Genomic DNA, 25,948 nt, shown 5'->3' on the forward strand with positions numbered 1-25,948 from the left:
AACCAAAGTAAAAAATCTGTTTTTGTCCGTGTTTTTGCCAAAGCAAATCCGTTTCATCAGCGTCCCATTTTACCGCAGATTCGCTAATTTTTTTTCAACCAAAGTAAAAAATCCGTTTTTATTCGTGTTTTTGCCAAAGCAAATCCGTTTCATCAGCGTCCTATTTTACCGCAGATTCGCTAATTTTTTTTCAACCAAAGTAAAAAATCTGTTTTTGTCCGTGTTTTTGCCAAAGCAAATCCGTTTCATCAGCGTCCCATTTGAAGGCATAAAAACGATTTAATTGGGAAGAAACAGTAGTTTAGCCAAGCGTTCGTCCCGGTTGTACACATCATCATAAAAATGAATCCCATCATTTTCGTCTACCCAAGTGGTAAAATACCCAATGTAAACTGGGATTTTGTTTTGTAGCGAGGCGGTCGTTTCTTTGCCCGCATTCATCGCAGCAAGAATTTTGGCTTGAGGCCATTTTTTGTCATTTTTCAAAATTTCAAAAGCCAATTCCTTGGGTTTCTCCACCCGAATACAGCCATGACTAAAAGCCCTGTTTTCGCGGTCAAACAAACTTTTTGAAGGCGTGTCGTGCAAATAAATGCTATGCGAATTGGGAAACATAAACTTGACCAAACCTAACGAATTGTTTTTGCCAGGTTTCTGGCGGACTTGACCATTATTCCATTCCATATGGTGCGAATCGAGGTAGTTTTTGTTCTTTGCCATCCCCGGTTTCACCTCTTTATTGATGATGCTTGTGGGCACATTCCAATACGGACTAAACACAATGTAACTCATTTTACCACTAAAAATAACCGTTTTGGTCATTGCAGTTCCCACCACCACATTCGATCGCAACACCGTTTGGTTGTTCTTGACAAAATACAACTGATACGACGGAATATTGATCATAATATAAGCTGGTGCGTCAAGAACACTGGGCGAAATCCAGCGGCAACGTTCCATATTGACCATGATTTGTTTGATGCGAGCTGCAACAGGAATATTGAGATTTTTGATGAGTTTAGGCGTAATAACCGCCTCGGGTTTATTGCCGTTTCGGACTTGGTATTTTTGAACAGCTTGTTCCAAAACAGCGTCGTAAACGGTACTTTTGGAATCTGTTGGGAGGTCGTTTGTGGCAAAAAGCCGACTTCTAATTTGTGCAATCGCTTGTGCCGAATCGCCTCGTTTATAGGTTCTAAAATAAGGGGCAAGCTCAATCGTTTTCCAACCACCTTGTTGCTCAATGGCACGGTATTTTGCCAGTACGGCTCGCAATTTATAATACTGCTTGAGGACTACTTTTTCGTTTTTTTCCACGGCTTTTGGTTGCGTCATGATGGAGTCGAGTACGCTTGCATACGAGATCGCTTTGCGTGGTAGGAGCCACCCTATTCCTTTGGTAGTTGCCTCGTCAATTCCCTTGTAGACTTTGGCGGCATAGAACAAATAGAGGTTGGTTATCATCAATTCCGTATCGGTTGTGGATAAGTTGTTGTCTTGCGTTTCCAGAAAAATCGCGTCCAACTCCTGCTCGTACGGAAAGGATACCAAAACGCCTTCTTTATCCAAGTCTTTGCTTTTACTGTACAGTGTATTTCCAAATTCAATGATTCCTTTTTCGTCCATCCAAATGGCGTCAAAATGCTGTTTTTGGTACAGTTTTGTCGCCTCCTTTTGGTACACTGCTAATTTAGGATACTGCGCATAAAACTGTTGTAAAGCCAAACTGTCTATCGTAATTTTTGGAGTTGCTTGCGGTGCTACAACGGCAATTTTTGCTTCAACAGGAGCTGTTTTGTCTTTAGAGTTACACGAACTCGTTGCCAACGGCAATCCCAGTAAAATGAGAAGCAGGAGAATATAATTTTTCATGGGAGGTGAGGGTTTTTATGGACTAAAATGCAGTCCCATTGGGGGGGGTGGTTTTTATTAATTGGGATTCAGATAATAATGAATAAAATCACTTTCTGTTTCTGATTGGGAATCGAATTTTAAAACGAAATGAGAAAGCAAATTATCAATAAAATCCTGAATTTGCTCCTCGGATTCCAATGGCTTTAAAAACTCGAATTGTGTATTTTGAATCGAAAAATCTTCATCAAAAAACATACTAATATCCGCTTTAAATATATCCGAATAGTTTGTTTCAGGTTGATTGAGAACATTTTCCAAAAATTTTATTTTTTGGTGTAAAGTCATAACTGTTGTTGTTTATCAAAAATAGTGTCCAAATGATATTCTAAAAACTCTTTTCTGGGCAAATATTTTATGGCAGCTACAATTTTTTGATTCTCGATCGAACCAAAATGATTGCTATAAAAAGCGGTGTCTTTTTTACTTTTTATAGCGCAAGAAAGTACGACTTGATAGTTTGGACTAATACCAATTAATCCTTTATCAAAAGCTTTGTCATATAGAGCCGAAAGGCACTGACCGTTTTCTGGATTTAATCTTTCTTTTTCGTTTTTTGACCACGGAATAATGTGGCTTGCAATTAATAATTCAGGAATATCAATACCTGTTATACTGCATTTTGAAGCATAATTGGTTAAGACCATCTGTCTAAAAACAGACTGATTTACTCTCGCTTTTATTTCTCGGATAACTGTTTCTCCTTTTAAATCCTTTAAATCAAAAAGAATATTCTGATATTTATTTGCAATAGAAGTGTTTTCTTTTTCTGCTAAAATTTGTTCACTCAAAAAAACTAATTCTTCTTGATTGTCAAAGAATTCGTCCCAAATGGGTTGTACCGTTTTTTTGCCCGCATCCATTCCTTTGACACCTCTTGCGGTTAAAGCAGGGTCGACACTCGCAAAGTTTACTAATCTAATAGCAATTGAACTGGGTGTTCTGCCAACTAGATTTGCCAAACGAATAACGTCTTTATTTGTACTGTGCATTTTTACAAGAGGAATTTTTAAGTACAAATTAAAGGCAACAATTAATTCTTCTCGTGTCCAAAGATTTCTTGGAGGCATAATTTTAGCTAAAATTTTCAACTAAAATAAACATTTAAACACAAATAATTCCTCCTTACCAAAAAACTTCAAAAACCTTGCAATAAACAAGTCGAACTTTGCGAACTTTGCGGTTCAGAAAAAAACACAATGGCAAAAATACTTACAGGTGTACAAAGCACCGGAACTCCACATTTAGGCAACTTATTAGGTGCTATTATTCCTGCAATTGCATTATCGAACCAACCCGAAAACGAATCCTTTCTTTTCATCGCCGATTTGCATTCGATCACTCAAATAAAAAATGGGGAAACCTTAAGAGCCAACACCTACAGCACCGCTGCCGCCTGGTTAGCCTGCGGTCTTGATGTAAACAAAGTGGTTTTTTACCGCCAGTCCGATGTGCCTCAAACTGCCGAATTATCCTGGTATTTGAGCTGTTTTTTTCCGTTTCAACGCTTGACTTTGGCGCATTCCTTCAAGGATAAAGCCGATAGATTGGAGGATGTAAATGCAGGCTTGTTTTCCTATCCCATGCTCATGGCCGCCGATATTTTATTGTACGACGCCGAGTTTGTGCCCGTAGGCAAGGATCAATTGCAACACCTTGAAATTACCCGTGATGTTGCCTCTCGTTTCAACCATCAAATGGGCGAAACCTTTGTAATCCCCGAAGCAAGAATCCAACAAGACAGCATGCTTATTCCAGGAACCAATGGCGGTAAAATGAGCAAATCTGCCAATAATTTTATCAATATCTTCCTAGATGACAAAGCCTTGCGCAAGCAAATCATGAGCATTGAAACCGATAGCACACCACTCGAAGAGCCTAAAAATCCTGCTACCTGCAACGCCTTTGCACTCTATAAATTACTCGCTTCCGAAAGTCAATTAGCCACAATGACTGCCAATTATCTTGGCGGAAATTATGGCTACGGTCATGCCAAACAAGCCTTGTTTGAACTCATCCTAGAAAATTTTAAAACCGAAAGAGAAAAATACAAGTACTACATGAATAACCTCCCAGAAGTAGATGCTTTATTAAAAATTGGAGCGGCAAAAGCTACTGGAATTGCCACAGGTGTACTAGCGAGAGTACGTGAGAAATTAGGTTTTGAAGTGGCATAAATAGGTTTGTAATACCAACTCTAGGGTAGTTGCATTTTAAAAGTTTATCAAAAAATTGTACCTAGACCAAAGGTTCTATTACAAAAGGAACTTGGTGTCGGGTTTTATTGAAATAGTCAGCGGTGTTGGTGCTATAGATTAGCACAGATACTGTTTTTGATATAAAATATTTCAGCTATTAATTTAGGGATAAGCTGGACATTCTTTGTAAAATCAATATTTTATCTAACTTAAATCAATATTTTTTTTAAAGGATTGAATCAGCATCAAAAAAAATAATTTTAATTAACACTAGGTATTAATAAAAACATATCTTTGCATGAAAATTACGTTTGATGATAACAAGTTACGAAAGTATGCTAATGATGATCGATTAGCAGAAAATAAACTTGGAAAACGAGAAGCTGGACTCTTTAAACAGCGACTTGATGATTTAACAGCAGCGCAAACTTTAGAAGATGTTAGATATTTACCGGGCAATTACCATGAATTAGTTGGGAACAGAAAAGGACAATGGGCTTGTAATTTAGTTCATCCTTATCGATTGATCTTTGAGCCTCACGAAGACCCAATCCCTACCAATATGGACGGTCAATATCTCTGGATAGCCATAATAGGTGTTGAAATAATTGAAATTGAAGATTATCACTAACAAAAAAACAAATGGCAACAATTACCCAATATTACCCTCAAACAGTTTCACATCCCGGTACTACTTTAGCTGAAATTTTAGCCGAAAAAGAAATGGGATCAAAAGAATTTGCCGTGAGAACTGGAAAACCTGAAAAAACAATTTCAGATGTTTTGAATGGAAAAAGTGGAATTACTCCCGAAATGGGAATTTTATTTGAACAAGTATTAAAAATCCCATCCCATTTCTGGGTTAATAGACAAACTACTTACGATGAATATTTAGCAAGAGTTGAATATCAAAAAACAATAGAAGAAGGAATTGAATGGTCAAAAATTTTTCCTTTTGCCAAAATGGCTTCGTTGGGCTGGGTTGCGCCAACCACAAAAAAAGAGGAAAAGGTTACTTATTTATTTGAATATTTTGAAGTTGCCAATACTAAAGGATATTACGATTTTTATCACAATCAAAAACTTTTAGTCAACTTTAGAATTTCATTAAAAAAGAATGAAAATGCTGGAGCTATTGCCGCTTGGTTAAGACAAGGTGAAATTCAAGCAAATGCTTTTACTATTCCTGAATTTGACAAAAAAAAATTGAATAAAATTTTACCAAAGTTAAAAACGATTATGGCATTGCAACCCAATGATTTTTTTAGTCAGATACAAACGTTATGCAATTATGCAGGCGTAAAGGTTGTGCATACACCTTGTTTGCCCAAAGCACCAATTCACGGCTCTACAAGATGGTTAAACGACGTGCCATTGGTACAGTTAAGTGGCCGTTATAAGAGAAATGATATATTTTGGTTTACCTTTTTTCACGAAATTGGACATATTTTACTACACGGTAAAAAATACATTTCAATTGAAAATATGGAATATGATGGTGAAAATCAAGTCTATGAAAATGAAGCGAATGAATTTTCTGCAGAGCTGTTGTTGAATAAAGAACAAGAACAAGAAATTACTAATAATCACACCTTAACAGAAATAGATGTTGTTAAGTATGCCAATAAATTCAAAACTCACCCAGCTGTTATAATTGGAAGATTACAACATTTAAAACTCCTACCTTTTGGAATGGGCAATAGTTTATGTAAACCAATTGATTTTTGCTCTTAATTGAAATTATTTTTTCAAATCAAATCACTCTAGATTCCACCATTTTTTTCCAATTCATAAGGCAGTACTTATGAACAATAACGTTGTAATTGCATTTCTATCAAGTATTTAAAAAACCTTTTGTATTTTTGCATTCAATCCTAAACTATTCCTTTTGATAGATCTACACTTTTTAGGCCGTTTTAGAGCCAAAGGAAAATACAAGAAAACCTATCGTGATGCCAAAGCGTCTTATTTAATCCGGATACGTTGGGCGGTATCGTTCTTTTATTTCGGGATGGGATTGTGTTTTGCCACTTGGGCAAGCCGCATTCCTGATATCAAAACAGCCTTGCAGTTAACGGACGGTCATTTAGGAACCATATTATTTGCCGTTCCTATGGGACAACTCGTGATTATGCCTTTTTCGGGAAAATTAGTTACCAAGTACGGCAGCCATCGCGTGCTAATAATTGCCTTGTTGTGCTACATAGTGAGTTTGACCAATCTGGGTTTGGCGACCAAGGCGTGGGAATTGTCACTAGGATTGTTCGTTTTTGGAATTTTTGGAAATTTGGCTAACATAGCCGTAAACACACAAGGCGTTTACACCGAAGTGCTTTTCAAAAAAACAATTATGTCCTCCTTTCACGGCATGTGGAGTTTGGCAGGATTCACGGGCGCGCTAGTAGGATTGGGCATGCTCGCCTTGAAGCTCACGCCTTATGAACATTTTCTTGTGGTGGCGGTTATCGTTGTATTGATGCTTGTATTCAATTATAAATTATTGATCAAAGCCAAAGAAAAAGTCCAAACCGAAAACAAAAAATTATTTACAAAACCAGACAGCGCCTTAATTTGGCTTGGAGTTATAGGTTTTTGCTGCATGGCCAGCGAGGGTGTTATGTTCGATTGGAGCGGCGTCTATTTCAAGGATGTCATTCAGGCGCCGGGATCATTAGTCATTTTGGGCTACACTTCCTTTATGATTATGATGGCGGGCGGTCGTTTTTTTGGCGACAGTCTCGTGCATAAATTTGGTATGAAATCCGTCCTTAAAATAGGAGGCATTCTCATTTCGATGGGATTGTTTACAGCCGTATTTTTTCCGTATATTATTCCGGCTACTATCGCTTTTATGTTTGTTGGTCTAGGTGTTTCGACCATTGTGCCAACTTTGTATAGTATCGCCGGCAAAAACCCAACCGTTCCTCCCGGCGAAGCTCTGACAATAGTTTCCAGTGTTAGTTTCCTAGGTTTTTTGATGGGACCACCCGTGATTGGATACATTGCAGAACTGTCGAGTTTGCGATTTTCGTTTGCTTTTATAGGTATTTTTGGATTCATGATAGTCTTTATGGTATCCCGAATCAAAGTTGGTGTACAAAATTAAAAAATCAGTGCAAATTAGCTAAAATCCGTATCATTCGTGGCGTAATTAAGCCCTTTTGCAAAAAATAATCCCCTTGTCAACCCAGCTTTTACGCCAAATTTCACAGGCGATGATAATTCTTCCAAAAAAAGCGCAATAAAAAAATCGACTTAATAGTTTTTTTATTACATTTATAAAACAAAAATCAAACCCCGCTAGCATTATAATTCCAAATACCACATTAGGAACAGCAATTTTTGATTTTGTACTACTTTTCCAAAAACAAGTTTAATTTTTTTTAGCTGGATTCCACCTCAAGTTTCTGCGAGTGGAGTACAATTCGTTGTCTTTTCTTTTCCTATAAAAAACATCAATTGCTTATGAGAATTATCATTACTTTGTTTTTATTGCTAGTACAAAACTCCCTTTCTTTGGCACAAAATCAAGCTGCGCTTTATGGTAAAGTCATCGATTCCAAAAGTCAAATTCCCCTAGAGCATGTTGTCATTAGCATTCAAAATAGCTCCTTGATGCAACTCACTTCTCGTGACGGCACCTTTCGTTTTGATGTGATAAAACTGGGCAAAAACTTGGTTTTAATCCACAGCCAAGGCTACAAAGATCAATTAATTCCCATTGAAATACGAGAAGGAATTTTTCTAGATTTAGGCACCATCGCATTAGAAGAAGCTCAAACTTTCGAACAAGAATCAGGCGTAATCCTACTATCCGAAAGCGATTTGAGCGACGATAACAGCAACTCCGAAAGCACCTCTGGATTGTTGCAGTCCGCCAAAGATGCTTTTCAGCAAGCAGCCGCATTCAATTGGGGACAAGCTAGATTTAGAATTCGAGGATTAGACAGCGAGAACGCTACCACACTCATTAATGGTGTTGCCATGAACAAAGTGTATGATGGGCGACCACAATGGGGCGATTGGGGTGGCCTCAATGACGCCACTAGAAATCAGGAGTTTTCTATAGGAACTGCTCCTTCGGATTATACTTTTGGAGGCATTCTAGGAACACAGGAAATCAACACCCGAGCCTCGGCTTATAGAACGGGAACCCGAATCACTTTTTCAGGAACTAATACCAATTATAACTGGCGTATGATGGCAACGTATGCTTCTGGAAGGAATGCTCAAGGCTGGTCTTACGTTGTTTCGGCTGGAAAACGATTGGGTCTCGACGGCTATTTTGACGGAACAACTTATGATGGGAATTCCGCTTTCATTAGTGTTGAAAAGAAAATAAACGAACAGCATTCGCTTAATTTTACAGGGTTTTATACCCCAAATACACGAGGGAAAAATTCCCCAAACACCACCGAAGTAACACAATTAACTAACGCTACATACAATTCCTACTGGGGTTTTCAAGAGGGTAAAAAACGAAACGCACGAACCAAAACCGTTGATGAACCTATAATAATGCTCAATCATTATTTCAAAATCAATGACAAAACTACGTTGAATTCCAGCGTCATGTATCAATTTGGTAAAATTGCCAACACCAACATCGATTATCAAAACGCCAACAGTCCAGATCCCACCTATTACCGCAAAATGCCTAGTTATTACAGTGCGCTTTATGCCAGTGATAACGGCGAATTTTCAGGCGCATTTACCCCAGATTTTGACAACGCCGAGAAAAGTAAACAAGCTTTTTTGACGCATTTTCAGATAGATTGGAACGCTTTGTATGCTGCCAACCAGCATGCTATTGTGGATGCGAACGGGATTATTTCGGGCTATGAACCTGCCAAAAGTAACTACGTTTTGTACGAAGATCGTACGGATGACCAAACGCTGTCTCTGGCTTCTACCTTCAATACGCAACTTACAGAGCACGTGATGTTGACAGCGGGTGGGGCTTTCAAGAAATTGAAATCGCATAATTATCAAAATCTTTTGGACTTGCTTGGTGGTACTTATTTTGATGATATTGATGTTTATTATAACGGCAATCAAGCCCAATCGGATTTGAATAATCCCAACCGTCAAGTAAAAGTAGGCGAGCAGTATGGGTACAATTACAACTATTTTGTCACAACACTTGACGCTTTTACACAATTCAAATTTACGTACAACAAAGTCGATTTTTACTTGGCTCAAAGCTTTGCAAGTGCCACTTATCAGCGAGAAGGATTATACAAAAATGGGATTTATGAAACCAATTCTTTCGGGAAAAGCAACCCGATTACATTCGAGAACTTTGGTTTCAAAGGCGGTTTAACCTATAAAATATCTGGAAAACAAGCCTTGCTTTTTAATGCCGCACATTTGACCAAAGCACCCACCTTGCGCAACACTTTCCCAAATGCTCGATTGAATAATGCGGTTGTTGAAGGGATTCAAAATGAAAACATAAGCAGTTTGGACGCAAGTTATGTTTTTCGTTCGCCAAAACTAAAAGCGAGGATCACAGGATATTATACGCTCATAAAGGACGCTACCCAAACGTCTTTTTTCTACGCCGAAGGCATTTTTGACGATGGTGCTGGCTATGCCAAAACCGATGCTTTTGTGAGTCAAACGCTCACCCATTTGAACAAGAAAAATGTAGGTGGAGAATTGAGTCTAGAATACCCAATTAACCCAACACTCAAAACTACAGTAGCTGTCGCTTTGGGGAACTACACTTATGCTAGCAATCCCAATGTGTCGATTACCAATGATGCCAATGCCTCGCTAGAAAATCCCAATCCTGTCTTTGATTTTGGCACTGCAACTCTAAAAAACTATAAGCAACCTGGTTCACCGCAACAGGCTTTTGCCCTTGGACTCGAATATCGGGATCCTAAATATTGGTGGATTGGAGCCAATATCAACTACCTCACGAATGCGTATATCGATGTGTCGCCTATTGCCAGAACAGCTATTTTTTATAAAAATCCGGCCAGCGGTTTCGCCTTCCCCGAAGCGACCGAGGAACGGGCAAACGTACTCCTACAGCAAGAAAAATTTGACCCAACAACGTTGCTAAACCTCACTGGCGGAAAATCATGGCGCGTTTATGGGAAAAATGTTGCCGTGTTCATCAGTGTCAATAATGTGCTGGATGCCACCTATAAAACGGGTGGTTATGAGCAAGCCCGAAATGCCAATTTTAGGCAACGAGATCAAGATGTATCTAGCGGAACGCCCAATTTTGACAACAAATATTTTTACGGATATGGGAGAACCTATTTTGTGAATATATCCTTCAATTTATAAAAAGTCTAACCGTATAAAAAGTGCATTATGAAATCTATTTTTAACCAATTCCTTTTATTCACCTTAATCGCAACCCTATTTTCTAGTTGTGTAAAGGACGATTTTGCTATTCCTAAACTCACTTGTACCCAACCAGATTTGACGGTAAATCGTTCCGTTGCCGAGGTGCGTGCCAATGCCAACGCCATTGTAGCGCAATACACCTTTGACGATATTATCGAAGCGTATGTGGTTTCGAGCGATGAATCGGGTAATTTTTTCAAGACGATTTCCTTTCAAACTTTGGCCACAGCCACAACGCCAGCCATAGGTTTTAGCGTTCCTGTAGATGCCAGCAATTTGTATATTGATTATCGATTGGGTAATAAAGTGTATCTCAAGCTCAAAAACCAGTACACGGATATTAATTCTGGAAGCCTTCGTATTGGGAGTATTTATGTCAACTCTTACAACGAAGGTGGCGTGGGACGGCTTTCGCAAAATGACTACAAGAATGTCCTTAACGCTTCTTGTACAACACTCGACGAATCGTTGCTCACCAAATCCGTTTCCTTGCCTGATTTGTTGCACGATACTCATTTGAATACACTCGTTGAAATAGCCGATGTACAATTTACACCAGCCGCAAACGGGCGGCATTACTACGAAGCTACCAAGGATATTGGTGGCGGAACCAACTGGAATTTGATCGATAAATTGGGCAATCAAGTCATTTTTAGAACGAGTAGTTATGCTGACTTTGCTAGTAATGTAGTTCCCAACGGCAGCGGAAAAGTAAAAGGAATTCTAACTAAATTTGGCTCCGATTATCAACTGGTTGCCCGATCAGAAAAGGATGTTTCCTTAACGGGAATAAGAACGGAGCCGTTTTTTTCGCAAGACTTTGAAACCGTTGTTGACAAAACTAATTTGAGTCTTCCGGGTTGGACAAATGTGGCTCAAAAAGGCACGCCAGTCTGGAAAGGTACCGTATATTCTGGAAATGGTTATGCCGAATTTGCCATATCAGGGACTAAAGTTCTCTCGAATATTGCGTGGTTGATTTCGCCAAAAATCGATATGGATGTCCATAAAAACGAAGTCCTCACCTTTAGAACAGCCCAACACCATCTGGATGTGGATTCGCCTTTGAACGCACTAGAAGTTTATGTTTCCAATGATTTTGATGGCTTAAATGTTACCAAAGCGACTTGGATACCGCTACATGTAATTTTGCCTACACAAGCCACGCCTTGGTATCAATTTGTGGGGTCTGGCGGGGTGGATTTATCTGGATTTACTGGAAAAATCAATATTGGTTTTAAGTACATTGGTTCTGGCAAAAATGCTGCTTTGGACGGTGCTTTTCAAGTAGATGATGTGCAGGTTTTTGGAGAAAAATAAATCTTTAATATAGGTTTAAAAAAGGAAGATGTAGTACATTTTGTTTTAGCTAAAAATCAGGGAAACTAGGAATCGATTGTAATTCCGTTGTGGAAAATAAACTCTGGCGAAATATCATAATCCCATTTTTCATTATTTGAAGTCGTGATTATATTTTTCCAAAAAAGCTCTCCCATATCACCAATTGCAACACTTTCGAAAGTAGCTTTGTTTTTTAATTGATCAATGCCCTGAAAATTAGCATGTTTTTCTAGGAGAGGTAAAATGTCTAATTTCTTTAAAATACCATTATTCAATTCACAAACGATTGAATAGGGTGTTACTGTTATTATTTTTTTTACTTTGAACATATCTTAATCTATTTTAGAGGGGCAACTTTATGAAATTCTTTAGAATTCCACATTTTCAAAAGTTCGTCTTTATGAATTTCAGCCCAAGCTTGAACTAATTTCAATTTGCTTATTGGTAAATCACCATTCAATAAATTACCACTTTCTATTAAAATATTAGCTTCAAATTCTCCGTATTTTACTTTAAAATGAGGAGGGTTATGGTCGTTAAAAAACATGTAAATTATTATTCCATAAAAACGACTTATTTCGGGCATATCTTTTTATTTTTCACAAAGTTAGGAATATTTATGTTGCGTTGCGTTTATAATGAAACTAACTTGACGAATAGGCTCTTTTATTTTCGTTAAAGTGTAAAACCCTCATTAAAAGCAACGTAATTTTAACACCTTGAATTTCCTAGTTGATCACCCAGGTAAAAGATAGTATTGGTTAAAGTGTCAAAGTTATTTGTACTGCTTTTAATTCTAATTTATAAAGCCATAACTCCATAAGTACAAAGCAAATCAGTAAATTTGTAGTCTTATTTAAAGACATGTTAGAAAAAGAAGTACTAAATTTCGAAAAAACAGCTATTGTTGGGATTGTAACCCAAAATCAAAGCGAAGAGAAATTAAATGAATACCTAGACGAATTAGAATTTTTGACTTTTACTGCAGGTGGTCAAGTGGTCAAACGCTTTTCGCAAAAAATGGAACGCCCCAATCCCAAAACGTTTGTTGGGACAGGAAAAATTGAAGAAATTAATCTTTTTGTAAAAGAAAATGACATTTCAACCTTGGTGTTCGATGATGAATTATCGCCTTCACAGCAAAAAAATATTTCTAAAATAATCGATTGCAAAATTCTCGATAGAACCCATTTAATTCTTGATATTTTTGCCCAACGCGCCGAAACTTCTTATGCAAGAACGCAAGTAGAATTAGCACAATGCCAGTATTTATTACCGCGACTTTCTGGAATGTGGACCCACTTGGAACGTCAAAAAGGAGGTATTGGGATGCGTGGCCCAGGGGAAACCGAAATCGAAACAGACAGGCGTATCGTGCGAGATAGAATCGCTTTGTTAAAAGAAAAAATAAAAACCATCGACAAGCAAATGGGCGTGCAACGCAGCAATCGTGGGGCAATGGTTCGAGTAGCTCTAGTAGGATATACCAATGTGGGTAAATCGACCTTGATGAATGCCGTGGGCAAAAGCGATGTTTTTGTCGAGAACAAACTCTTTGCAACCCTTGACACGACCGTACGTAAAGTAGTGATTAAAAACTTACCGTTTTTACTTTCGGATACGGTTGGTTTCATCCGAAAATTGCCAACACAATTGGTCGATTCGTTCAAAAGCACCCTTGATGAGGTTCGCGAGGCGGATTTATTACTGCACGTTGTAGACATTTCGCATCCTGAATTCGAGAGTCATATAGAGTCCGTGAATCAAACATTGCTGGACATTAAAGCCAATGACAAACCCGTAATAATGGTTTTTAATAAAATCGATGCTTACCAACATTTAACCATCGACGAGGATGATTTAATGACCGAAAAAACACCGAGACATTTCACACTAGAGGAATGGAAACAAACATGGATGAGTAGAGTTGGGGAGCAAAACGCATTGTTTATTTCGGCTACAAATAAAGAAAATTTCGAAGAGTTTAGAGAGCGTGTGTACGAATCCGTTCGTCAAATTCACATTACGCGTTTCCCCTACAATAAGTTTTTGTATCCAGATTATAAAGACGCTATCGAGAAAGAAGAATAATTTTGAATGACCCGCTGTTGCGGGTCTTTTTTATGCATAACTATTGAATTCAAAACGTATTGGTATCAAGAATTAAAAGGCGTTATCGCACCACTACATTTAGGATTAAAACCCCAATCAATCCCATAATTCCAATAATGGTCTCCATGAGTGTCCAAGTCTTAAAAGTGTCTTTTAGGCTGGTGCCAAAGTATTCTTTAAACATCCAAAACCCTGTATCATTGACATGCGAGCACATTAAGCTTCCTGCACCAATAGAAAGCACCATTAATTCTGGACTTATTCCTGAACGTACAACAAGTGGTTGAACGATTCCTGCCGCAGTCAATCCAGCCACAGTTGCTGATCCCAAAGCAATCCGGATAATAGTGGCAATTAACCAGCCTAAAAACAAGGGCGAAAGTGTGGAATTCTCGAAAAAAACGGCCAAATCTGACCCAATACCACTATCCACAAGTACCTGTTTGAAGGCGCCACCAGCTGCTATAATTAGAATAATCATGGTAACCGCTCCAAGTGCGCTGCTGGATTGATCCATAAGTTCTTGCATTTTTTTACCTCGTTTTAAGCCTAAAAACACCATGGCAAACAGCACCGCAACTAGCATGGATGTGGTTGGATTGCCAATGAATCCCAGTAGGTTTCGCAGCGTTGTGCCCTCGGTCAAGGTCAATTCGCTAATGGTTGCTACCGCCATTAACGAAACGGGAATCATGGCCGTAAGCAAACTAATTGCGAACGAGGGCATTTCGGATTCAGGAAGCGAGCTGCTTTCAAACAATCCTTTGGGCGGATTTGCTTGTATTTTTTTCAAAAATTCAGGAAAAATAATCCCGGCAACAAGTAACGCTGGAATTGCAACCAGAAGTCCATACAGTAATGTTTTGCCAATATCGGCTTTGAAAATCACAGCAATTGCGGTAGGTCCAGGATGAGGTGGCAAAAAACCATGCGCAATAGAAAGTGCCGACGCCATGGCAATTCCCAAATAAATAAGCGGTTGTTGCGTGCTTCTAGAAACGGCAAAAACCATGGGAATTAAAATAATAAATCCTGCATTATAAAACATCGAAATCCCTACAGCAAAAGCCGTTATAGCCATTGCCCATTTTATGTTTTTGACACCAAAAGAGCGAATCATAACCATACTTATGCGTTGCGCCGCACCACTTTGCGAAAGAAGGCTTCCTAGAATCACTCCAAAAGCCACAATCAAAAGCAGGGATCCTAGCGTGCTCCCAATGCCTTGTTGCATGGAATTGAGCACCTCTGACAGCGGCATCCCTTTGGTAATACCAACAAATAAAGCCGCCAAAACCAAGGCGATAAACGCATTTAATTTGGCAGCAGCTATCAAAACAAGGAGTAGTAAAATACTCAAAACTAAAATCAGTATGGACATAGTAGGAAACGAGATAAGGTCAGGAATTAGTTTTTAGTCGTCGCTTTTTTCAACGGCGTGTCCGCCAAATTCATTCCGAAGTGCCGCCACCACTTTTCCAGAAAACGTATCTTGCATTTGCGAACGGTAGCGCATCATGATCGAAAGGGCAATTACGGGAGTGGGAACGCCTAAATCCAGAGCGGTTTCGAGTGTCCATTTCCCTTCGCCAGAGGAGTGCATGATGCCTTTGATGCTGTCTAGTTTTGGGTCTTTGGCAAAAGCATTTTCGGTTAATTCCATCAGCCAACTGCGCACTACGGAACCGTGATTGAATAATTTAGCCGTTTTTTGGAAATCAATAGCATAACCTGATTGCTCAAAAACCTCAAAGCCCTCCGCAATGGATTGCATCATTCCGTATTCGATGCCGTTATGAACCATTTTGGTAAAATGTCCGCTTCCTGCTGCGCCAGTGTACAAACAGCCGTTTTCGACCGAAATACTTTTGAAAACAGCCGCAACCACCTCAAAAACGTCTGGATCACCACCAATCATAGTGCAAGCCCCATCCAAGGCACCCGATGTCCCGCCCGATGTCCCGCAGTCCAAAAACCCAATGCCTACTGCTTTTAGTGCTTCGTACCTGCGTTTAGAATCTTTATAATTCGAATTTCCGCCATCAATCAGGATGGTATCTTTGGGCAAAAAAGGAAGTAAGGAGTCAATAACTCCATCTACAATTTCGCCAGCGGGAACCATTAACCAAATCACTTTTTGGTCTTCTAATTGCTCACATAATGCCTCTATCGTGTGCGCTGTGCGAATGCCTTCGTTGCTTATTTGTGCCACAAAATCAGCATTTATATCATGTGCAATGACTTCGTAACCGTTGCGTTTTAAATTCAAGGCCAAGTTGTAGCCCATTTTTCCTAATCCTATAATTCCAATTTGCATTTTTGATTTTTTTTAAGAGAGGTGGTAAGTAACAATCATCGTATGATGTCGTGTTTTAAAAATTAGACAAAATGGAGTAATAGATTGATTTTGAACTAGTATTCACAATATTGCTTCTTTTGACTTTACAACATTAAAACTTTCGACTTACTTATTTATTCGTTTTCAAAGTAAAAATATTGTTTTTAATGATTCAAAATGAATTTTTGAATATAAAATGCAGTTATTCGTAGTGAGGCACTATTCTATAGGGATAATTTTAGGGTTATAAAGAATAAGCAATTGGATAAAATGGAGACCGCATACAAACAAGCGCACCACCGCACAAGATACAATAACGGAACTCTTTTTTTTGGGATTCGATAGGATGCAGCGCAGTCTTATACACGACAAAGTACGAAAAGGTTGTAATTTAGAAAACCCTTTTCGGATGATTTATGAAATAAATATCCTATATTTGAAAAGAAATAAAGGCTTATGCTTGTCAGGTAAAGCCACTCTGTTTGGGATTGATAAGTAGGATAGGGTAAGGGATATATACAAGTTGTGCGATATTTTAGAAAAAATGACGGAAATAGAAGAAAAATTTAATTTAGAAATTTTAAAAAGGGATTTATTTACTTGCGTTTTTTGCGGTGTAAAATCTCCTGAAAATCTTCTGTTTGTCTTTAGAATTAGTGAAAACAAAAATAATCTTCCAGTATTTGTAACAAGTTGTTATTCTTGTAGTGAAATTGAAAATAACAAAATAATTTACAACGATTTAATTTTTGAAAAGCACATAAAAAAATCTGAAAGAGTAAAAGAATCTAGAAAACAATTAGAACAACAATTAGAATGGATAAAAGATTTACCAAACTTTGAAACCGAGAAAATTGAGTTAATTGTTAATTATGTAAACGGAAAAATAAAACCTGTTTTTTTACAAGATGATGGAAAAAAAATTATTGCAGAATGGGAAACAAAATATGGAATTGAAAAATTAATTAACGCCATCGATATTTCTACAAAGTCATACTTATTTGATAGTTTAAGCGAGCATAGATTGAATGTTGTCGCACTCTTTTTTGATAAAATTGGAGGAATTCTTTATAATATGAGCCTTGCTCCTATCCAAAATAAAATAGCAAATATTAGAGCTATTGGGAGAAATAAACACTCATCTTGGGATAACAGAATTGCAAACATTATTTTAAAAAATTATGTTGGTGAATTAGAGAAGCATCTAACTGAAAATGAAATTATAGAAGATTTAGAAACAGAAGTTATGCAAATAACAAAAAAAGCAAAAAATTGGTTTGATTGGAAAAACATATTAGAAAAATGGACAACCGACATTCAAGATTGGAAAAAAGAAGGAGTTACTGAAATTGTTAAAAAAAGTAGAAAAAAATAAAAACATCGCACAACACACGTTTTGCGAGATTGCGAATTATGTGGTAAATTCACGTTTATCTTTCGCAAGAAATTTAGTAGTAACCGAAAATACTCGGTTACGAAGCTCGCAACCTCGCAAAGCGCGGGAACGTTGGCAGTAATTATCCAAAACAGAACAAAATGTATCTCGAAGATTATAGACATAATGATTATCAACTACTGTTTTTAAGAGTTTTAAGTTATTCTGATAAACCACAAATTGAGTTAACATACAACGAATATTCAAATCACGGTTTTTCGAATACAATGTTTGACATTAAAGATTTAGAAAATCAAGATAATTTTATAAACAATGGACGAAGAAATACACTAAGTATTTCTATGTGGTTTTTAGCTCTAGAAGCTTATATCAATGCTTTATGTAAAGTTACCGCCATTATTAAACAAATTAGCGTAGATGAAATAATTAAAAAAGAAATTTCAGGCCGAATTGCTTTTCTTATCGAAGAACTCGGATACAATAAAATGAAGATTAAAAAAACTGGAGTTTTTAATAGAGTTAATGAATTTCGTAGATTTAGAAATGAGATTTTTCACGATCGACATTCGGGAGAAGAACTCAAATTTGAAAAGACTTTATTTTCGTCAATACCAATTAGAAGCGGTCAAGTTGATGTATTTCAATCTTTACAAATATTTCTCGAAGTCACATCATTATTTCGATTTGCTATTCCAGGATTGGATTTAATGCCAAACATTGCAGTCGGTAATGAAGCTGAATTGAAGTTCGAAAAATTAGATACGATTTATAGTAGATTTCTTGCTCCATTCTTTCAAAGAGTTTTAATTAAAAGAAAATTGGAAATTGAATTAGAACTTTCATTTACTCTCTATCAATTAGATCCAAGCGCAATTTTTAAAGTTGGTGAGATAATTCCAATTACAAAAATCCTCCAAGATGAAAAATATAATATTTCAAACTTACCAAAAACTAACTTAGGAGAAGAATTATACAATTTAATTCTAAATTCCAACGAAAGCACGACTGGACTGAACTTTATAAAAGACTTTGAAGATTTAAGATTGTCCAAATTAGAAATGAGAGGATAATAATAACTACTGCCAAACACGCTACAAGCAATTTGGGTATTTGGCTTAATTGAAAAATGGTCTTGTATTTGGGATGATTTGGCTTAATTTAGTCCCAAACTGCTTGTAGCGCAAGAACGCTACCAGCCATTGATAAAAAAATCTGCTGAAAATTAGACTTTCTTAAAAATTGTAATAACTTTGTACATACAAAAAAATAAAAGTTATGGACATTTCAGTTATTCCAATTGGAAATTCAAAAGGAATTCGTTTATCGAAAACCTTACTCGAAAAATATAATATCACAGATAAAGTTGAACTCATTCTTGAAAAAGACTATATAATTTTAAAACCCAAATCTGAACCAAGAAATGGCTGGGAAAAATCATTTAAAAAAATGCACGAAAACGGCGAAGACAAATTGCTGATTAACGATATGTTTGAAGATGAAAATTTTGAAGAATGGAGTTAAGACAATATCAAATCGTTTTAGTCAATCTTGATCCAACGATTGGAAGTGAAATCAAAAAAACACGACCTTGTGTTATCATTTCTCCTAACGAAATGAATAAATATTTACAGACAATCGTTGTCGCTCCAATGACTAGTAGTTCAGAATCTTATCCTACAAGAGTTGAAATTTCACACAACGATACCAAAGGTCAAATTGCATTGGACCAAATCAGAACTGTTGACAGACAAAGAATAACAAAAGTATTTGGGAATTTGGCTGAAAAAGAAGTTTCAAAAGTAAAAGAAGTTCTTAAAGAAACTTATGTAGATTAAAGTCAACGGCTACCAACACTTGCAACAAGCAATTTAGGCATTTGGCTTTTTGTATTTGGGATGATTTACTTCGTCTGTTCGCTTGGATGGCAAATCCAAAAACACTTGTTTTCAGAATTTGCAAACGGCTAGAAGCGAAAGAATGGTATATTTGTAAATCATAATACAAATCTAAACTAGGGATTACGCTAAAAACAACAAAAATGAATAGACAAATACTACGGGCTTGTTTTTTTATGCTAACGGCGTGTACTGCTTTTTCGCAAGAAAAAATAGTGTCAGAAACAGACACAAAAGTCAAAATTGATTCGTTGTATCGGGAAGATCAGTTTTATTTTAGCTTTACCTATAACAGCCTAAAAAATACGCCAAAAGACTATTCTAAAAATAAATTTTCAACCGGTTTTTCGGGTGGATTTCTTCGTGATATGCCTATTAATAAAAAACGCACATTCGCTTTTGCCACAGGAATTGGCTTGACATACAACAATTATGTTCAAAATATGGCGATTACCGGAACGAGCAATTTGCCTAGTTATGCTATAATCGAGTCGACTACTAGTTATAGCAAAAATCAGTTTTCGCAACTTTTGATCGACCTGCCGCTGGAGTTAAGATGGCGAACATCTACGTATGAAAGCACTAAATTTTGGCGTATTTATGGCGGTATTAAATGCAGTTATTTGGTTAGTGATAAATCCATTTACAAAAGCGATTTGGTCAATACCACCATAAAAAACAATAAAGATTTCAACCCATTTCAATACGGTGTTTATCTCGCGTCTGGCTACAATACCTTGAATGTGTATGCCTATTATGGTTTGAATTCACTGTTTAAATCGGGGCAAATTGCTGGCGAATCGCTTCAAATGAAGGCGTTTAATCTAGGAGTTGTTTTTTATATTTTATAGCCAGAGACGCAACAGCAACAACTGCGGAATCATTCCCAAAAGCAATCCAATACCCAATTCTTTTGGCGTGTGGGCTTCCATTTCGAGACGAGAAGAGGCCACAAAACCATTGATAAGCACCAAAAAAATCAGCACATAAATCCCACCTATTTGATGGTACACGCTTAACCCAAAAGCAAAAACCGTTAGCGAACTAATGGCGAGTTGGTGCAAACTGGCTTTTACTTTAAAAAAAACCAACACAAGAGCCAATAGCGTGCTCATAAGTGCTCCCAAAAAGAAAAAATGGAGTTCAAAATACCGCTCGATGGTAATGTTTTGACGCAGTAAAACAATAAGCAAAAAGGATTGCAGCAACAGTGGGACTTTGCGTTGCGAAACTTCAAAGGCCATTACCGAATCTATTTTTTTTAAGGAACGCAGCAATAAGTAGAACAAAACGGGAAGGCAAACGGTCATAATGGTAATTTGCAAGAGCACAAAAAACTGTTCTTTGCTCGAAAAATAATTCCCATTAAAATAAAGGTATAACATTCCCGCATACACCGAAATAAAAACAGGATGAAACAGGTACGAGAATAAAGGCAGGATTTTTTTCAAGGCATCGGGTGTTAATGTGGAATTTCCGCTCTTTTGCCGCAAAGGCGCAAAGCTGTTTTAAGGTGCTAATTTATTGAAAAAAGTGGCACGGCAAATGCAATTTATTATTCTTTGTGACTTTGTGTATTGGTGGCTATTAAGTTTGCCTTTTTATTTGAAAAGAAGTGCTATTTTTGATGTGGCTTTTCGAAACGTATTCGATTAACGCCAGCAAACGGATTTTACACCATGAAATTAAACATACACACTATTTCGGAGCAGTTACAGGCTGATTTTTCGGGCAATACAACTGCCGAAATCGAAACCGTTTCCATCGACAGTCGTTCGTTACAAAACGGTGTTTCGACCTTATTTTTTGCTTTGGTTGGTCCTAACAACGATGCTCACAGTTATATTAATGAACTGATTGTAAATGGAGTACGTAATTTTGTGGTCGCCCATATTCCCGAAAACTGTGTAGGGAAAGCCACTTTCTTGGTGGTACAAAACACTACTGTTGCCTTGCAACACTTGGCGCAGTATTACCGCAGCCTTTTTGTTTTTCCTGTCATAGGAATTACCGGCAGCAACGGCAAAACCATTGTAAAAGAATGGCTTAATTTCCTCTTAAGTCCCGAGTTTACCATTATCCGTAGTCCTAAAAGTTACAATTCGCAAGTGGGCGTTCCGCTGTCGATTTTGTCCATAAATGAGCAACACAATCTTGGAATTTTTGAAGCGGGAATTTCAACCGTAGCCGAAATGGTTCATCTCGAACGCATTATGAAACCCACGATTGGTATCCTAACCAACATTGGTTCTGCACACGATGAGGGTTTTGCTACTATTGGCGAAAAAATAAAAGAAAAATTAGTGCTTTTTAAAGAAGCCCAAATCATCATTTACCATAAGAACAAAACTATAGACACGTTTTTGAATCCCAACATAAAAACCTTTTCTTGGAGTTGCAAAGACCCCAATGCCGATGTTTTTATTGTCAAGAAAACGGTTTTAGACAAAACCCTTTTAACCCTCAAAAAAGGCACAACCACTTTTGACCTTAAAATCCCTTTTCAAGACGACGCCTCTATAGAAAATGCCATTCAGTGCCTCATGGTACTCTTGCATTTTGGGTACGATCAGGACACGATCGAACATCGAATGGAGTTATTATATCCGGTTGAAATGCGGTTGAAAGTCAAAAACGGGATTCATAATTCGAGTTTGATTGATGATAGTTACAGCTCTGATTTTCAATCGTTAAAAATTGCATTGGATTTTTTAGAAAGTCAAAAACAGTACCCCAAGAAAACGGTCATACTGTCTGATATTTTTCAAAGTGGTTTGTCTAATGAGGAATTGTATTCCAAAGTTTCGCAACTCATTACCTCTAACAAAATCAACCGTGTTATTGGGATTGGCGCAACGATTTCGGAATTCAAAAACAAGTTTATCAATTGCAGTACCTTCCCGGATACCGATGCTTTTTTGGCACAAATAGACCATTTGCATTTTGGGAACGAAACCATTTTGATCAAAGGTGCACGAACCTTTCAATTTGAGCAAATTGTAGCTACATTGGCCGAGAAAACCCATGAAACGGTTCTCGAAATTAATTTGAATGCCATAAGTCATAATTTTAATTTCTTTAAATCCAAACTCAAACCAACTACCAAAATGATGGTTATGGTCAAAGCTTTTGGGTATGGAAATGGCGGTTTCGAAATCGCTAAATTACTCGAACACCACAAAGCCGATTATCTAGGTGTGGCTTTCGCCGATGAAGGAATGGCGTTAAAAAATGCGGGAATCAAACTCCCAATTATGGTTTTGAATCCAGAAACAACCAGTTTTTTGGCCATTATTCAAAACCAATTGGAACCTGAAATCTACAGTTTAAAAGGCTTACACGCTTTTTTGAAAATTGCCAAACAAAAAAATTTAAAACAATTCCCCATTCACATCAAACTCGATACGGGCATGCACCGCTTGGGTTTTGAAGAAAATACCCTAACGGATTTGATTGCTGTTTTAAAAGGCAATACGACCGTTTTTATAAAAAGTATTTTGTCGCACATGGCCACCAGCGATGCGCCAGAACACCAAGAATTTGCAGCGGAACAAATTCAGTTATTCGAAAAATTAAGCACCAAACTCATGATGGAGTTGAGTATAAAACCCATTCGGCATATTTTGAATACGTCTGGAATTAGCAATTTTCCTAGCGCACAATACGACATGGTTCGTTTGGGAATAGGACTTTACGGTGTTTCTAATGATTATGAAGAACAAAAAAACCTGGAAAACGTGAGTACACTCAAATCGATAATTTCGCAAATTAGAACGATATCGGCTGGCGAAAGTGTGGGCTACGGCAGAAGATTTATAGCGACAAAACCCACCAAGATTGCAACAATTCCTATTGGGTACGCTGACGGAATTTCGAGACATTGGGGAAATGGAGTGGGTTATGTTATGATAAAAAACAAAAAAGCAGCTATTGTAGGCAGCGTTTGCATGGATATGTTGATGGTAGACTGCAGCGAAATCGAGTGTTCCGAAGGGGACTCGGTAATTATTTTTGGTACCACTCCAACTGTTTCTGAAATTGCCAAAAAATTAGACACGATTTCCTATGAAATTCTAACTAGTGTTTCGCAGCGGGTAAAAAGAGTTTTTTATCGAGAATAATTTTTTTTAACATAAAATAAAGAATATCGCAATTTTTTTATAAATTCGTCTTCTTAATTAATTTAAAAAGTACAAAATATGGGATTTGTAAGTGATTTTAAAGCCTTTTTGATGAAAGGCGAAATTGTAAATTTGGCTACAGCCGTAATAGTAGGTGGTGCTTTTGGCAAAATTGTAACTTCTTTTACAAATGATGTTTTGATGCCACCAATAGGATTATTACTAGGAAAAGTAGATTTCAAAAACTTAAAAGTGGTACTCCAAGACGGAATTCCTGCTGTAATGGAAAACGGTACCGAAAAAGTGCCTGCAGTTGCAGAAGTAGCGCTAAACTATGGAGCGTTTATTCAAACTATTTTTGATTTTGTAATCATTGGTTTTTGTATTTTCATGGTTTTAAAAGCCTACGAAAAAACCAAGAAAAAAGAAATTGAGGCTCCTGCCGCTCCCGCTGGACCAACACAAGAGGAATTGTTGATTCAAATCAGGGATTTACTAAAAAAATAACACCGCTGCATTTATATATTCTAACCAAACCGCTTCTGTCAAGAAGCGGTTTTTCTTTAGAAAACGACATTTTGTTATAAATATAACATTTTGTTATTTTTTGTGAACACCCTTGTTTTAATTTGAATATTACTTACTTTTGTGCTTCAAATAGAAAGTCAATACAAAAAAAATATACAATGAGAATAGCAGTAGTAGGCGCTACCGGAATGGTTGGCGAAATCATGTTGAAAGTATTAGCAGAACGAAATTTCCCTGTAACCGAATTAATTCCTGTAGCATCAGAGAAATCTATTGGAAAAGAAATCGAATTCAACGGAAAAAAATACAAAGTAGTAGGCTTGCAAACGGCTGTAGATAGTAAAGCGGATATTGCTTTGTTCTCGGCAGGTGGCGAAACATCATTAGAATGGGCACCCAAATTTGCTGCTGCTGGAACAACCGTTATCGATAATTCTTCGGCTTGGAGAATGGATCCTACCAAAAAATTAGTAGTTCCTGAAATCAATGCCGGTGAATTAACCGCTGCCGATAAAATTATTGCCAACCCAAACTGTTCGACTATTCAAATGGTATTGGCTTTGGCACCTTTACATAAAAAATACACGATCAAACGAGTGATTGTTTCTACCTACCAATCGATCACAGGAACTGGGGTAAAGGCAGTGCAACAATTTGAAAATGAATGTGCTGGCATCGAAGGTGATATGGTTTATAAATATAAAATAAACCGCAATTGTATTCCACAATGTGATAGTTTTGAGGCAAACGGATACACCAAAGAAGAAATGAAATTGGTAAACGAAACCAAAAAAATATTGAGTGATAACAGCATAAAAGTTACCGCAACAGCCGTTCGTGTTCCCGTTGTAGGCGGCCATAGCGAAGCCGTTAATGTGGAATTTGCCCATGATTTTGACGTGAGTGAGGTGCGAAATATTTTACATCATACTGACGGCATCACTGTTCAAGACAACTTGGACACTTATACATACCCAATGCCACGCTATGCCGAAGGTAAAAACGATGTTTTTGTAGGTAGAATTCGTAGAGACGAGAGCCAACAGAACACTTTAAATATGTGGATTGTAGCGGATAATTTGCGAAAAGGAGCAGCAACAAACACGATTCAAATTGCCGAATATCTTATTGAAGCAAAATTGGTGTAAATCAGATTTGTTTTGATTAAAAAAAAACCATTTGTTTTGGCAAAATAATTTTGCTGTAACAAATGGTTTTCTTTTTTCAAGAAGCCTTACCTTTGGCATTCATGAAAAAGAAACAACTCATAGCGAATCTTTTCTTTGCGATTATACTATTGTTTTCGATAGTGTTTCAATCGTTTCATGGTTATGAGCACCACGAAAAACAGCTTTCGCAAAAAATATGCTACCATAAACAGTCTCAAAAAGCGGAGCTAACCCACCAACACAAAGGATTTGACCATTGTTTTGTTTGCGAATTCACTTTTGGAAGCTACCTTTTGCCCGATGTTTTTTCATACCCAGTTGCCACAACATCCCATAAAACTCCTTATTTTTTTGCCACCAAGGAAGCGGTTCTTTCGTTTTCGGGCAGTTTATATTCCCTTCGTGGACCACCAGAAAGTAGTATTTAACAAACACTCCACACTCTTTGCGAAGTATTAGGACAAATTGAAAGTTGCAAAATACAATTTGTCAGGAACGCATTTTGAGTCTTCCCTTTATTCAAAAAACAATTCCACTTGGACTTTTTTCTAAAAAGAAAATGGCAAGTTGGAC

The 25,948-nt window shown here is 37.3% G+C and carries 24 protein-coding genes; 16 read left to right on the top strand and 8 right to left on the bottom strand.

All coding sequences use genetic code 11. The features are described 5' to 3' along the window. Nucleotides 1-279: 279 nt before the first annotated feature. The 3 genes from FNW21_RS13000 to FNW21_RS13010 are packed head-to-tail and all read right to left on the bottom strand — an operon-like array spanning nt 280 to nt 2,981. Nucleotides 280-1,872, bottom strand: coding sequence for a L,D-transpeptidase family protein (locus FNW21_RS13000; RefSeq protein WP_144257190.1), 1,593 nt, complete (start codon nt 1,870-1,872; stop codon nt 280-282). A gap of 57 nt (nt 1,873-1,929) precedes the next feature. Then, entirely contained in the window at nt 1,930-2,199 is a 270-nt protein-coding gene (locus tag FNW21_RS13005; RefSeq protein WP_144257191.1) for a hypothetical protein, read from the bottom strand. Further along, on the bottom strand, nt 2,196-2,981 hold the full coding sequence (locus tag FNW21_RS13010) for an HNH endonuclease (protein WP_144257192.1): 786 nt from the start codon (nt 2,979-2,981) through the stop codon (nt 2,196-2,198). Before FNW21_RS13010 ends, FNW21_RS13005 begins: the two co-directional genes overlap by 4 nt. 129 nt (nt 2,982-3,110) lie before the next feature. Between FNW21_RS13010 and trpS the strand changes: the two genes are divergently transcribed. From trpS to FNW21_RS13040, 6 genes are all read left to right on the top strand, one after another. Continuing rightward, entirely contained in the window at nt 3,111-4,088 is a 978-nt protein-coding gene (trpS, locus tag FNW21_RS13015; protein ID WP_144257193.1) for a tryptophan--tRNA ligase, read from the top strand. Nucleotides 4,089-4,407: 319 nt separating this feature from the next. Continuing rightward, complete coding sequence (locus FNW21_RS13020; protein ID WP_144257194.1) at nt 4,408-4,740, top strand: type II toxin-antitoxin system RelE/ParE family toxin; 333 nt, start codon at nt 4,408-4,410, stop codon at nt 4,738-4,740. Between the two features lie 11 nt (nt 4,741-4,751). Beyond that, complete coding sequence (locus tag FNW21_RS13025; RefSeq protein ID WP_144257195.1) at nt 4,752-5,843, top strand: ImmA/IrrE family metallo-endopeptidase; 1,092 nt, start codon at nt 4,752-4,754, stop codon at nt 5,841-5,843. A 154-nt stretch (nt 5,844-5,997) separates the two neighbouring features. After that, a complete protein-coding gene (locus FNW21_RS13030) occupies nt 5,998-7,215 on the top strand; it encodes an MFS transporter (RefSeq protein WP_144257196.1) in 1,218 nt (405 codons plus the stop codon). Between the two features lie 359 nt (nt 7,216-7,574). Next, nucleotides 7,575-10,412, top strand: coding sequence for a peptidase associated domain and porin domain-containing protein (locus FNW21_RS13035; RefSeq protein ID WP_144257197.1), 2,838 nt, complete (start codon nt 7,575-7,577; stop codon nt 10,410-10,412). Nucleotides 10,413-10,439: 27 nt separating this feature from the next. After that, nucleotides 10,440-11,795: a DUF5689 domain-containing protein gene (locus FNW21_RS13040; RefSeq protein WP_144257198.1), complete on the top strand. Its 1,356-nt coding sequence runs from the start codon at nt 10,440-10,442 to the stop codon at nt 11,793-11,795. A gap of 65 nt (nt 11,796-11,860) precedes the next feature. Here FNW21_RS13040 and FNW21_RS13045 read toward each other — a convergent pair whose 3' ends face one another. Both FNW21_RS13045 and FNW21_RS13050 read right to left on the bottom strand, forming a co-directional pair. Continuing rightward, a complete protein-coding gene (locus tag FNW21_RS13045; protein ID WP_144257199.1) occupies nt 11,861-12,145 on the bottom strand; it encodes a DUF2442 domain-containing protein in 285 nt (94 codons plus the stop codon). An 8-nt stretch (nt 12,146-12,153) separates the two neighbouring features. Next, on the bottom strand, nt 12,154-12,402 hold the full coding sequence (locus FNW21_RS13050) for a DUF4160 domain-containing protein (protein WP_144257200.1): 249 nt from the start codon (nt 12,400-12,402) through the stop codon (nt 12,154-12,156). Between the two features lie 278 nt (nt 12,403-12,680). On the opposite strand from FNW21_RS13050, the gene hflX reads away from it, so the two are divergent. Next, nucleotides 12,681-13,907 (top strand): GTPase HflX, encoded by a 1,227-nt coding sequence (gene hflX, locus FNW21_RS13055; protein WP_144257201.1) that lies wholly within the window; start codon nt 12,681-12,683, stop codon nt 13,905-13,907. 82 nt (nt 13,908-13,989) lie between these two features. Here hflX and FNW21_RS13060 read toward each other — a convergent pair whose 3' ends face one another. Both FNW21_RS13060 and gnd read right to left on the bottom strand, forming a co-directional pair. Beyond that, nucleotides 13,990-15,309: a gluconate:H+ symporter gene (locus FNW21_RS13060; RefSeq protein WP_144257202.1), complete on the bottom strand. Its 1,320-nt coding sequence runs from the start codon at nt 15,307-15,309 to the stop codon at nt 13,990-13,992. Nucleotides 15,310-15,342: 33 nt separating this feature from the next. Then, nucleotides 15,343-16,245: a phosphogluconate dehydrogenase (NAD(+)-dependent, decarboxylating) gene (gene gnd / locus FNW21_RS13065; RefSeq protein ID WP_144257203.1), complete on the bottom strand. Its 903-nt coding sequence runs from the start codon at nt 16,243-16,245 to the stop codon at nt 15,343-15,345. Nucleotides 16,246-16,810: 565 nt separating this feature from the next. Here gnd and FNW21_RS13070 point away from each other — a divergent pair. From FNW21_RS13070 to FNW21_RS13090, 5 genes are all read left to right on the top strand, one after another. Further along, nucleotides 16,811-17,641 carry a hypothetical protein gene (locus tag FNW21_RS13070; RefSeq protein ID WP_144257204.1) on the top strand — a complete coding sequence of 277 codons (831 nt, stop codon included), beginning with the start codon at nt 16,811-16,813 and terminating at the stop codon, nt 17,639-17,641. Nucleotides 17,642-17,802: 161 nt separating this feature from the next. Then, nucleotides 17,803-18,732, top strand: a complete 930-nt coding sequence (locus FNW21_RS13075; protein ID WP_144257205.1) for a hypothetical protein — start codon at nt 17,803-17,805, stop codon at nt 18,730-18,732. A 205-nt stretch (nt 18,733-18,937) separates the two neighbouring features. Beyond that, entirely contained in the window at nt 18,938-19,183 is a 246-nt protein-coding gene (locus FNW21_RS13080; protein WP_144257206.1) for an AbrB/MazE/SpoVT family DNA-binding domain-containing protein, read from the top strand. Further along, nucleotides 19,174-19,497, top strand: coding sequence for a type II toxin-antitoxin system PemK/MazF family toxin (locus FNW21_RS13085; RefSeq protein WP_144257207.1), 324 nt, complete (start codon nt 19,174-19,176; stop codon nt 19,495-19,497). The genes FNW21_RS13080 and FNW21_RS13085 overlap by 10 nt, the downstream gene beginning before the upstream one ends. Nucleotides 19,498-19,700: 203 nt before the next feature. After that, nucleotides 19,701-20,408: a porin family protein gene (locus FNW21_RS13090; protein ID WP_144257208.1), complete on the top strand. Its 708-nt coding sequence runs from the start codon at nt 19,701-19,703 to the stop codon at nt 20,406-20,408. Here the strand turns inward: FNW21_RS13090 and FNW21_RS13095 are convergent. Continuing rightward, a complete protein-coding gene (locus FNW21_RS13095; protein WP_144257272.1) occupies nt 20,403-21,008 on the bottom strand; it encodes a hypothetical protein in 606 nt (201 codons plus the stop codon). The two genes, FNW21_RS13090 and FNW21_RS13095, sit on opposite strands and share 6 nt — an antisense overlap. A 228-nt stretch (nt 21,009-21,236) precedes the next feature. Here FNW21_RS13095 and FNW21_RS13100 point away from each other — a divergent pair, with 228 nt between their 5' ends. The 4 genes from FNW21_RS13100 (at nt 21,237) to FNW21_RS13115 (ending at nt 25,803) form a co-directional block, all read left to right on the top strand. Further along, entirely contained in the window at nt 21,237-23,678 is a 2,442-nt protein-coding gene (locus FNW21_RS13100; RefSeq protein WP_144257209.1) for a bifunctional UDP-N-acetylmuramoyl-tripeptide:D-alanyl-D-alanine ligase/alanine racemase, read from the top strand. A 78-nt stretch (nt 23,679-23,756) separates the two neighbouring features. Then, nucleotides 23,757-24,185, top strand: coding sequence for a large-conductance mechanosensitive channel protein MscL (gene mscL, locus FNW21_RS13105; protein WP_144257210.1), 429 nt, complete (start codon nt 23,757-23,759; stop codon nt 24,183-24,185). A 179-nt stretch (nt 24,186-24,364) separates the two neighbouring features. Beyond that, nucleotides 24,365-25,354 carry an aspartate-semialdehyde dehydrogenase gene (locus FNW21_RS13110; RefSeq protein WP_144257211.1) on the top strand — a complete coding sequence of 330 codons (990 nt, stop codon included), beginning with the start codon at nt 24,365-24,367 and terminating at the stop codon, nt 25,352-25,354. A gap of 101 nt (nt 25,355-25,455) precedes the next feature. Next, entirely contained in the window at nt 25,456-25,803 is a 348-nt protein-coding gene (locus FNW21_RS13115) for a hypothetical protein (RefSeq protein ID WP_144257273.1), read from the top strand. The last annotated feature ends 145 nt before the right edge of the window (nt 25,804-25,948 follow it).

Origin of the sequence: Flavobacterium restrictum (assembly GCF_007097245.1) — a bacterium.
GTDB classification, from domain to species: Bacteria; Bacteroidota; Bacteroidia; order Flavobacteriales; family Flavobacteriaceae; genus Flavobacterium; species Flavobacterium restrictum.

Bases quoted from the DNA above. Each gene is read 5' to 3' on its own strand.
- FNW21_RS13010 (WP_144257192.1), bottom strand. From the start codon at position 2,981: ATGCCTCCAAGAAATCTTTGGACACGAGAAGAATTAATTGTTGCCTTT.
- hflX (WP_144257201.1), top strand. From the start codon at position 12,681: ATGTTAGAAAAAGAAGTACTAAATTTCGAAAAAACAGCTATTGTTGGG.
- FNW21_RS13050 (WP_144257200.1), bottom strand. From the start codon at position 12,402: ATGCCCGAAATAAGTCGTTTTTATGGAATAATAATTTACATGTTTTTT.
- FNW21_RS13115 (WP_144257273.1), top strand. From the start codon at position 25,456: ATGAAAAAGAAACAACTCATAGCGAATCTTTTCTTTGCGATTATACTA.
- FNW21_RS13060 (WP_144257202.1), bottom strand. From the start codon at position 15,309: ATGTCCATACTGATTTTAGTTTTGAGTATTTTACTACTCCTTGTTTTG.
- FNW21_RS13040 (WP_144257198.1), top strand. From the start codon at position 10,440: ATGAAATCTATTTTTAACCAATTCCTTTTATTCACCTTAATCGCAACC.
- FNW21_RS13070 (WP_144257204.1), top strand. From the start codon at position 16,811: ATGACGGAAATAGAAGAAAAATTTAATTTAGAAATTTTAAAAAGGGAT.
- FNW21_RS13025 (WP_144257195.1), top strand. From the start codon at position 4,752: ATGGCAACAATTACCCAATATTACCCTCAAACAGTTTCACATCCCGGT.
- FNW21_RS13075 (WP_144257205.1), top strand. From the start codon at position 17,803: ATGTATCTCGAAGATTATAGACATAATGATTATCAACTACTGTTTTTA.
- FNW21_RS13005 (WP_144257191.1), bottom strand. From the start codon at position 2,199: ATGACTTTACACCAAAAAATAAAATTTTTGGAAAATGTTCTCAATCAA.
- FNW21_RS13020 (WP_144257194.1), top strand. From the start codon at position 4,408: ATGAAAATTACGTTTGATGATAACAAGTTACGAAAGTATGCTAATGAT.
- FNW21_RS13085 (WP_144257207.1), top strand. From the start codon at position 19,174: ATGGAGTTAAGACAATATCAAATCGTTTTAGTCAATCTTGATCCAACG.
- gnd (WP_144257203.1), bottom strand. From the start codon at position 16,245: ATGCAAATTGGAATTATAGGATTAGGAAAAATGGGCTACAACTTGGCC.
- FNW21_RS13035 (WP_144257197.1), top strand. From the start codon at position 7,575: ATGAGAATTATCATTACTTTGTTTTTATTGCTAGTACAAAACTCCCTT.
- mscL (WP_144257210.1), top strand. From the start codon at position 23,757: ATGGGATTTGTAAGTGATTTTAAAGCCTTTTTGATGAAAGGCGAAATT.
- FNW21_RS13045 (WP_144257199.1), bottom strand. From the start codon at position 12,145: ATGTTCAAAGTAAAAAAAATAATAACAGTAACACCCTATTCAATCGTT.
- FNW21_RS13100 (WP_144257209.1), top strand. From the start codon at position 21,237: ATGAAATTAAACATACACACTATTTCGGAGCAGTTACAGGCTGATTTT.
- FNW21_RS13000 (WP_144257190.1), bottom strand. From the start codon at position 1,872: ATGAAAAATTATATTCTCCTGCTTCTCATTTTACTGGGATTGCCGTTG.
- FNW21_RS13110 (WP_144257211.1), top strand. From the start codon at position 24,365: ATGAGAATAGCAGTAGTAGGCGCTACCGGAATGGTTGGCGAAATCATG.
- trpS (WP_144257193.1), top strand. From the start codon at position 3,111: ATGGCAAAAATACTTACAGGTGTACAAAGCACCGGAACTCCACATTTA.
- FNW21_RS13090 (WP_144257208.1), top strand. From the start codon at position 19,701: ATGAATAGACAAATACTACGGGCTTGTTTTTTTATGCTAACGGCGTGT.
- FNW21_RS13080 (WP_144257206.1), top strand. From the start codon at position 18,938: ATGGACATTTCAGTTATTCCAATTGGAAATTCAAAAGGAATTCGTTTA.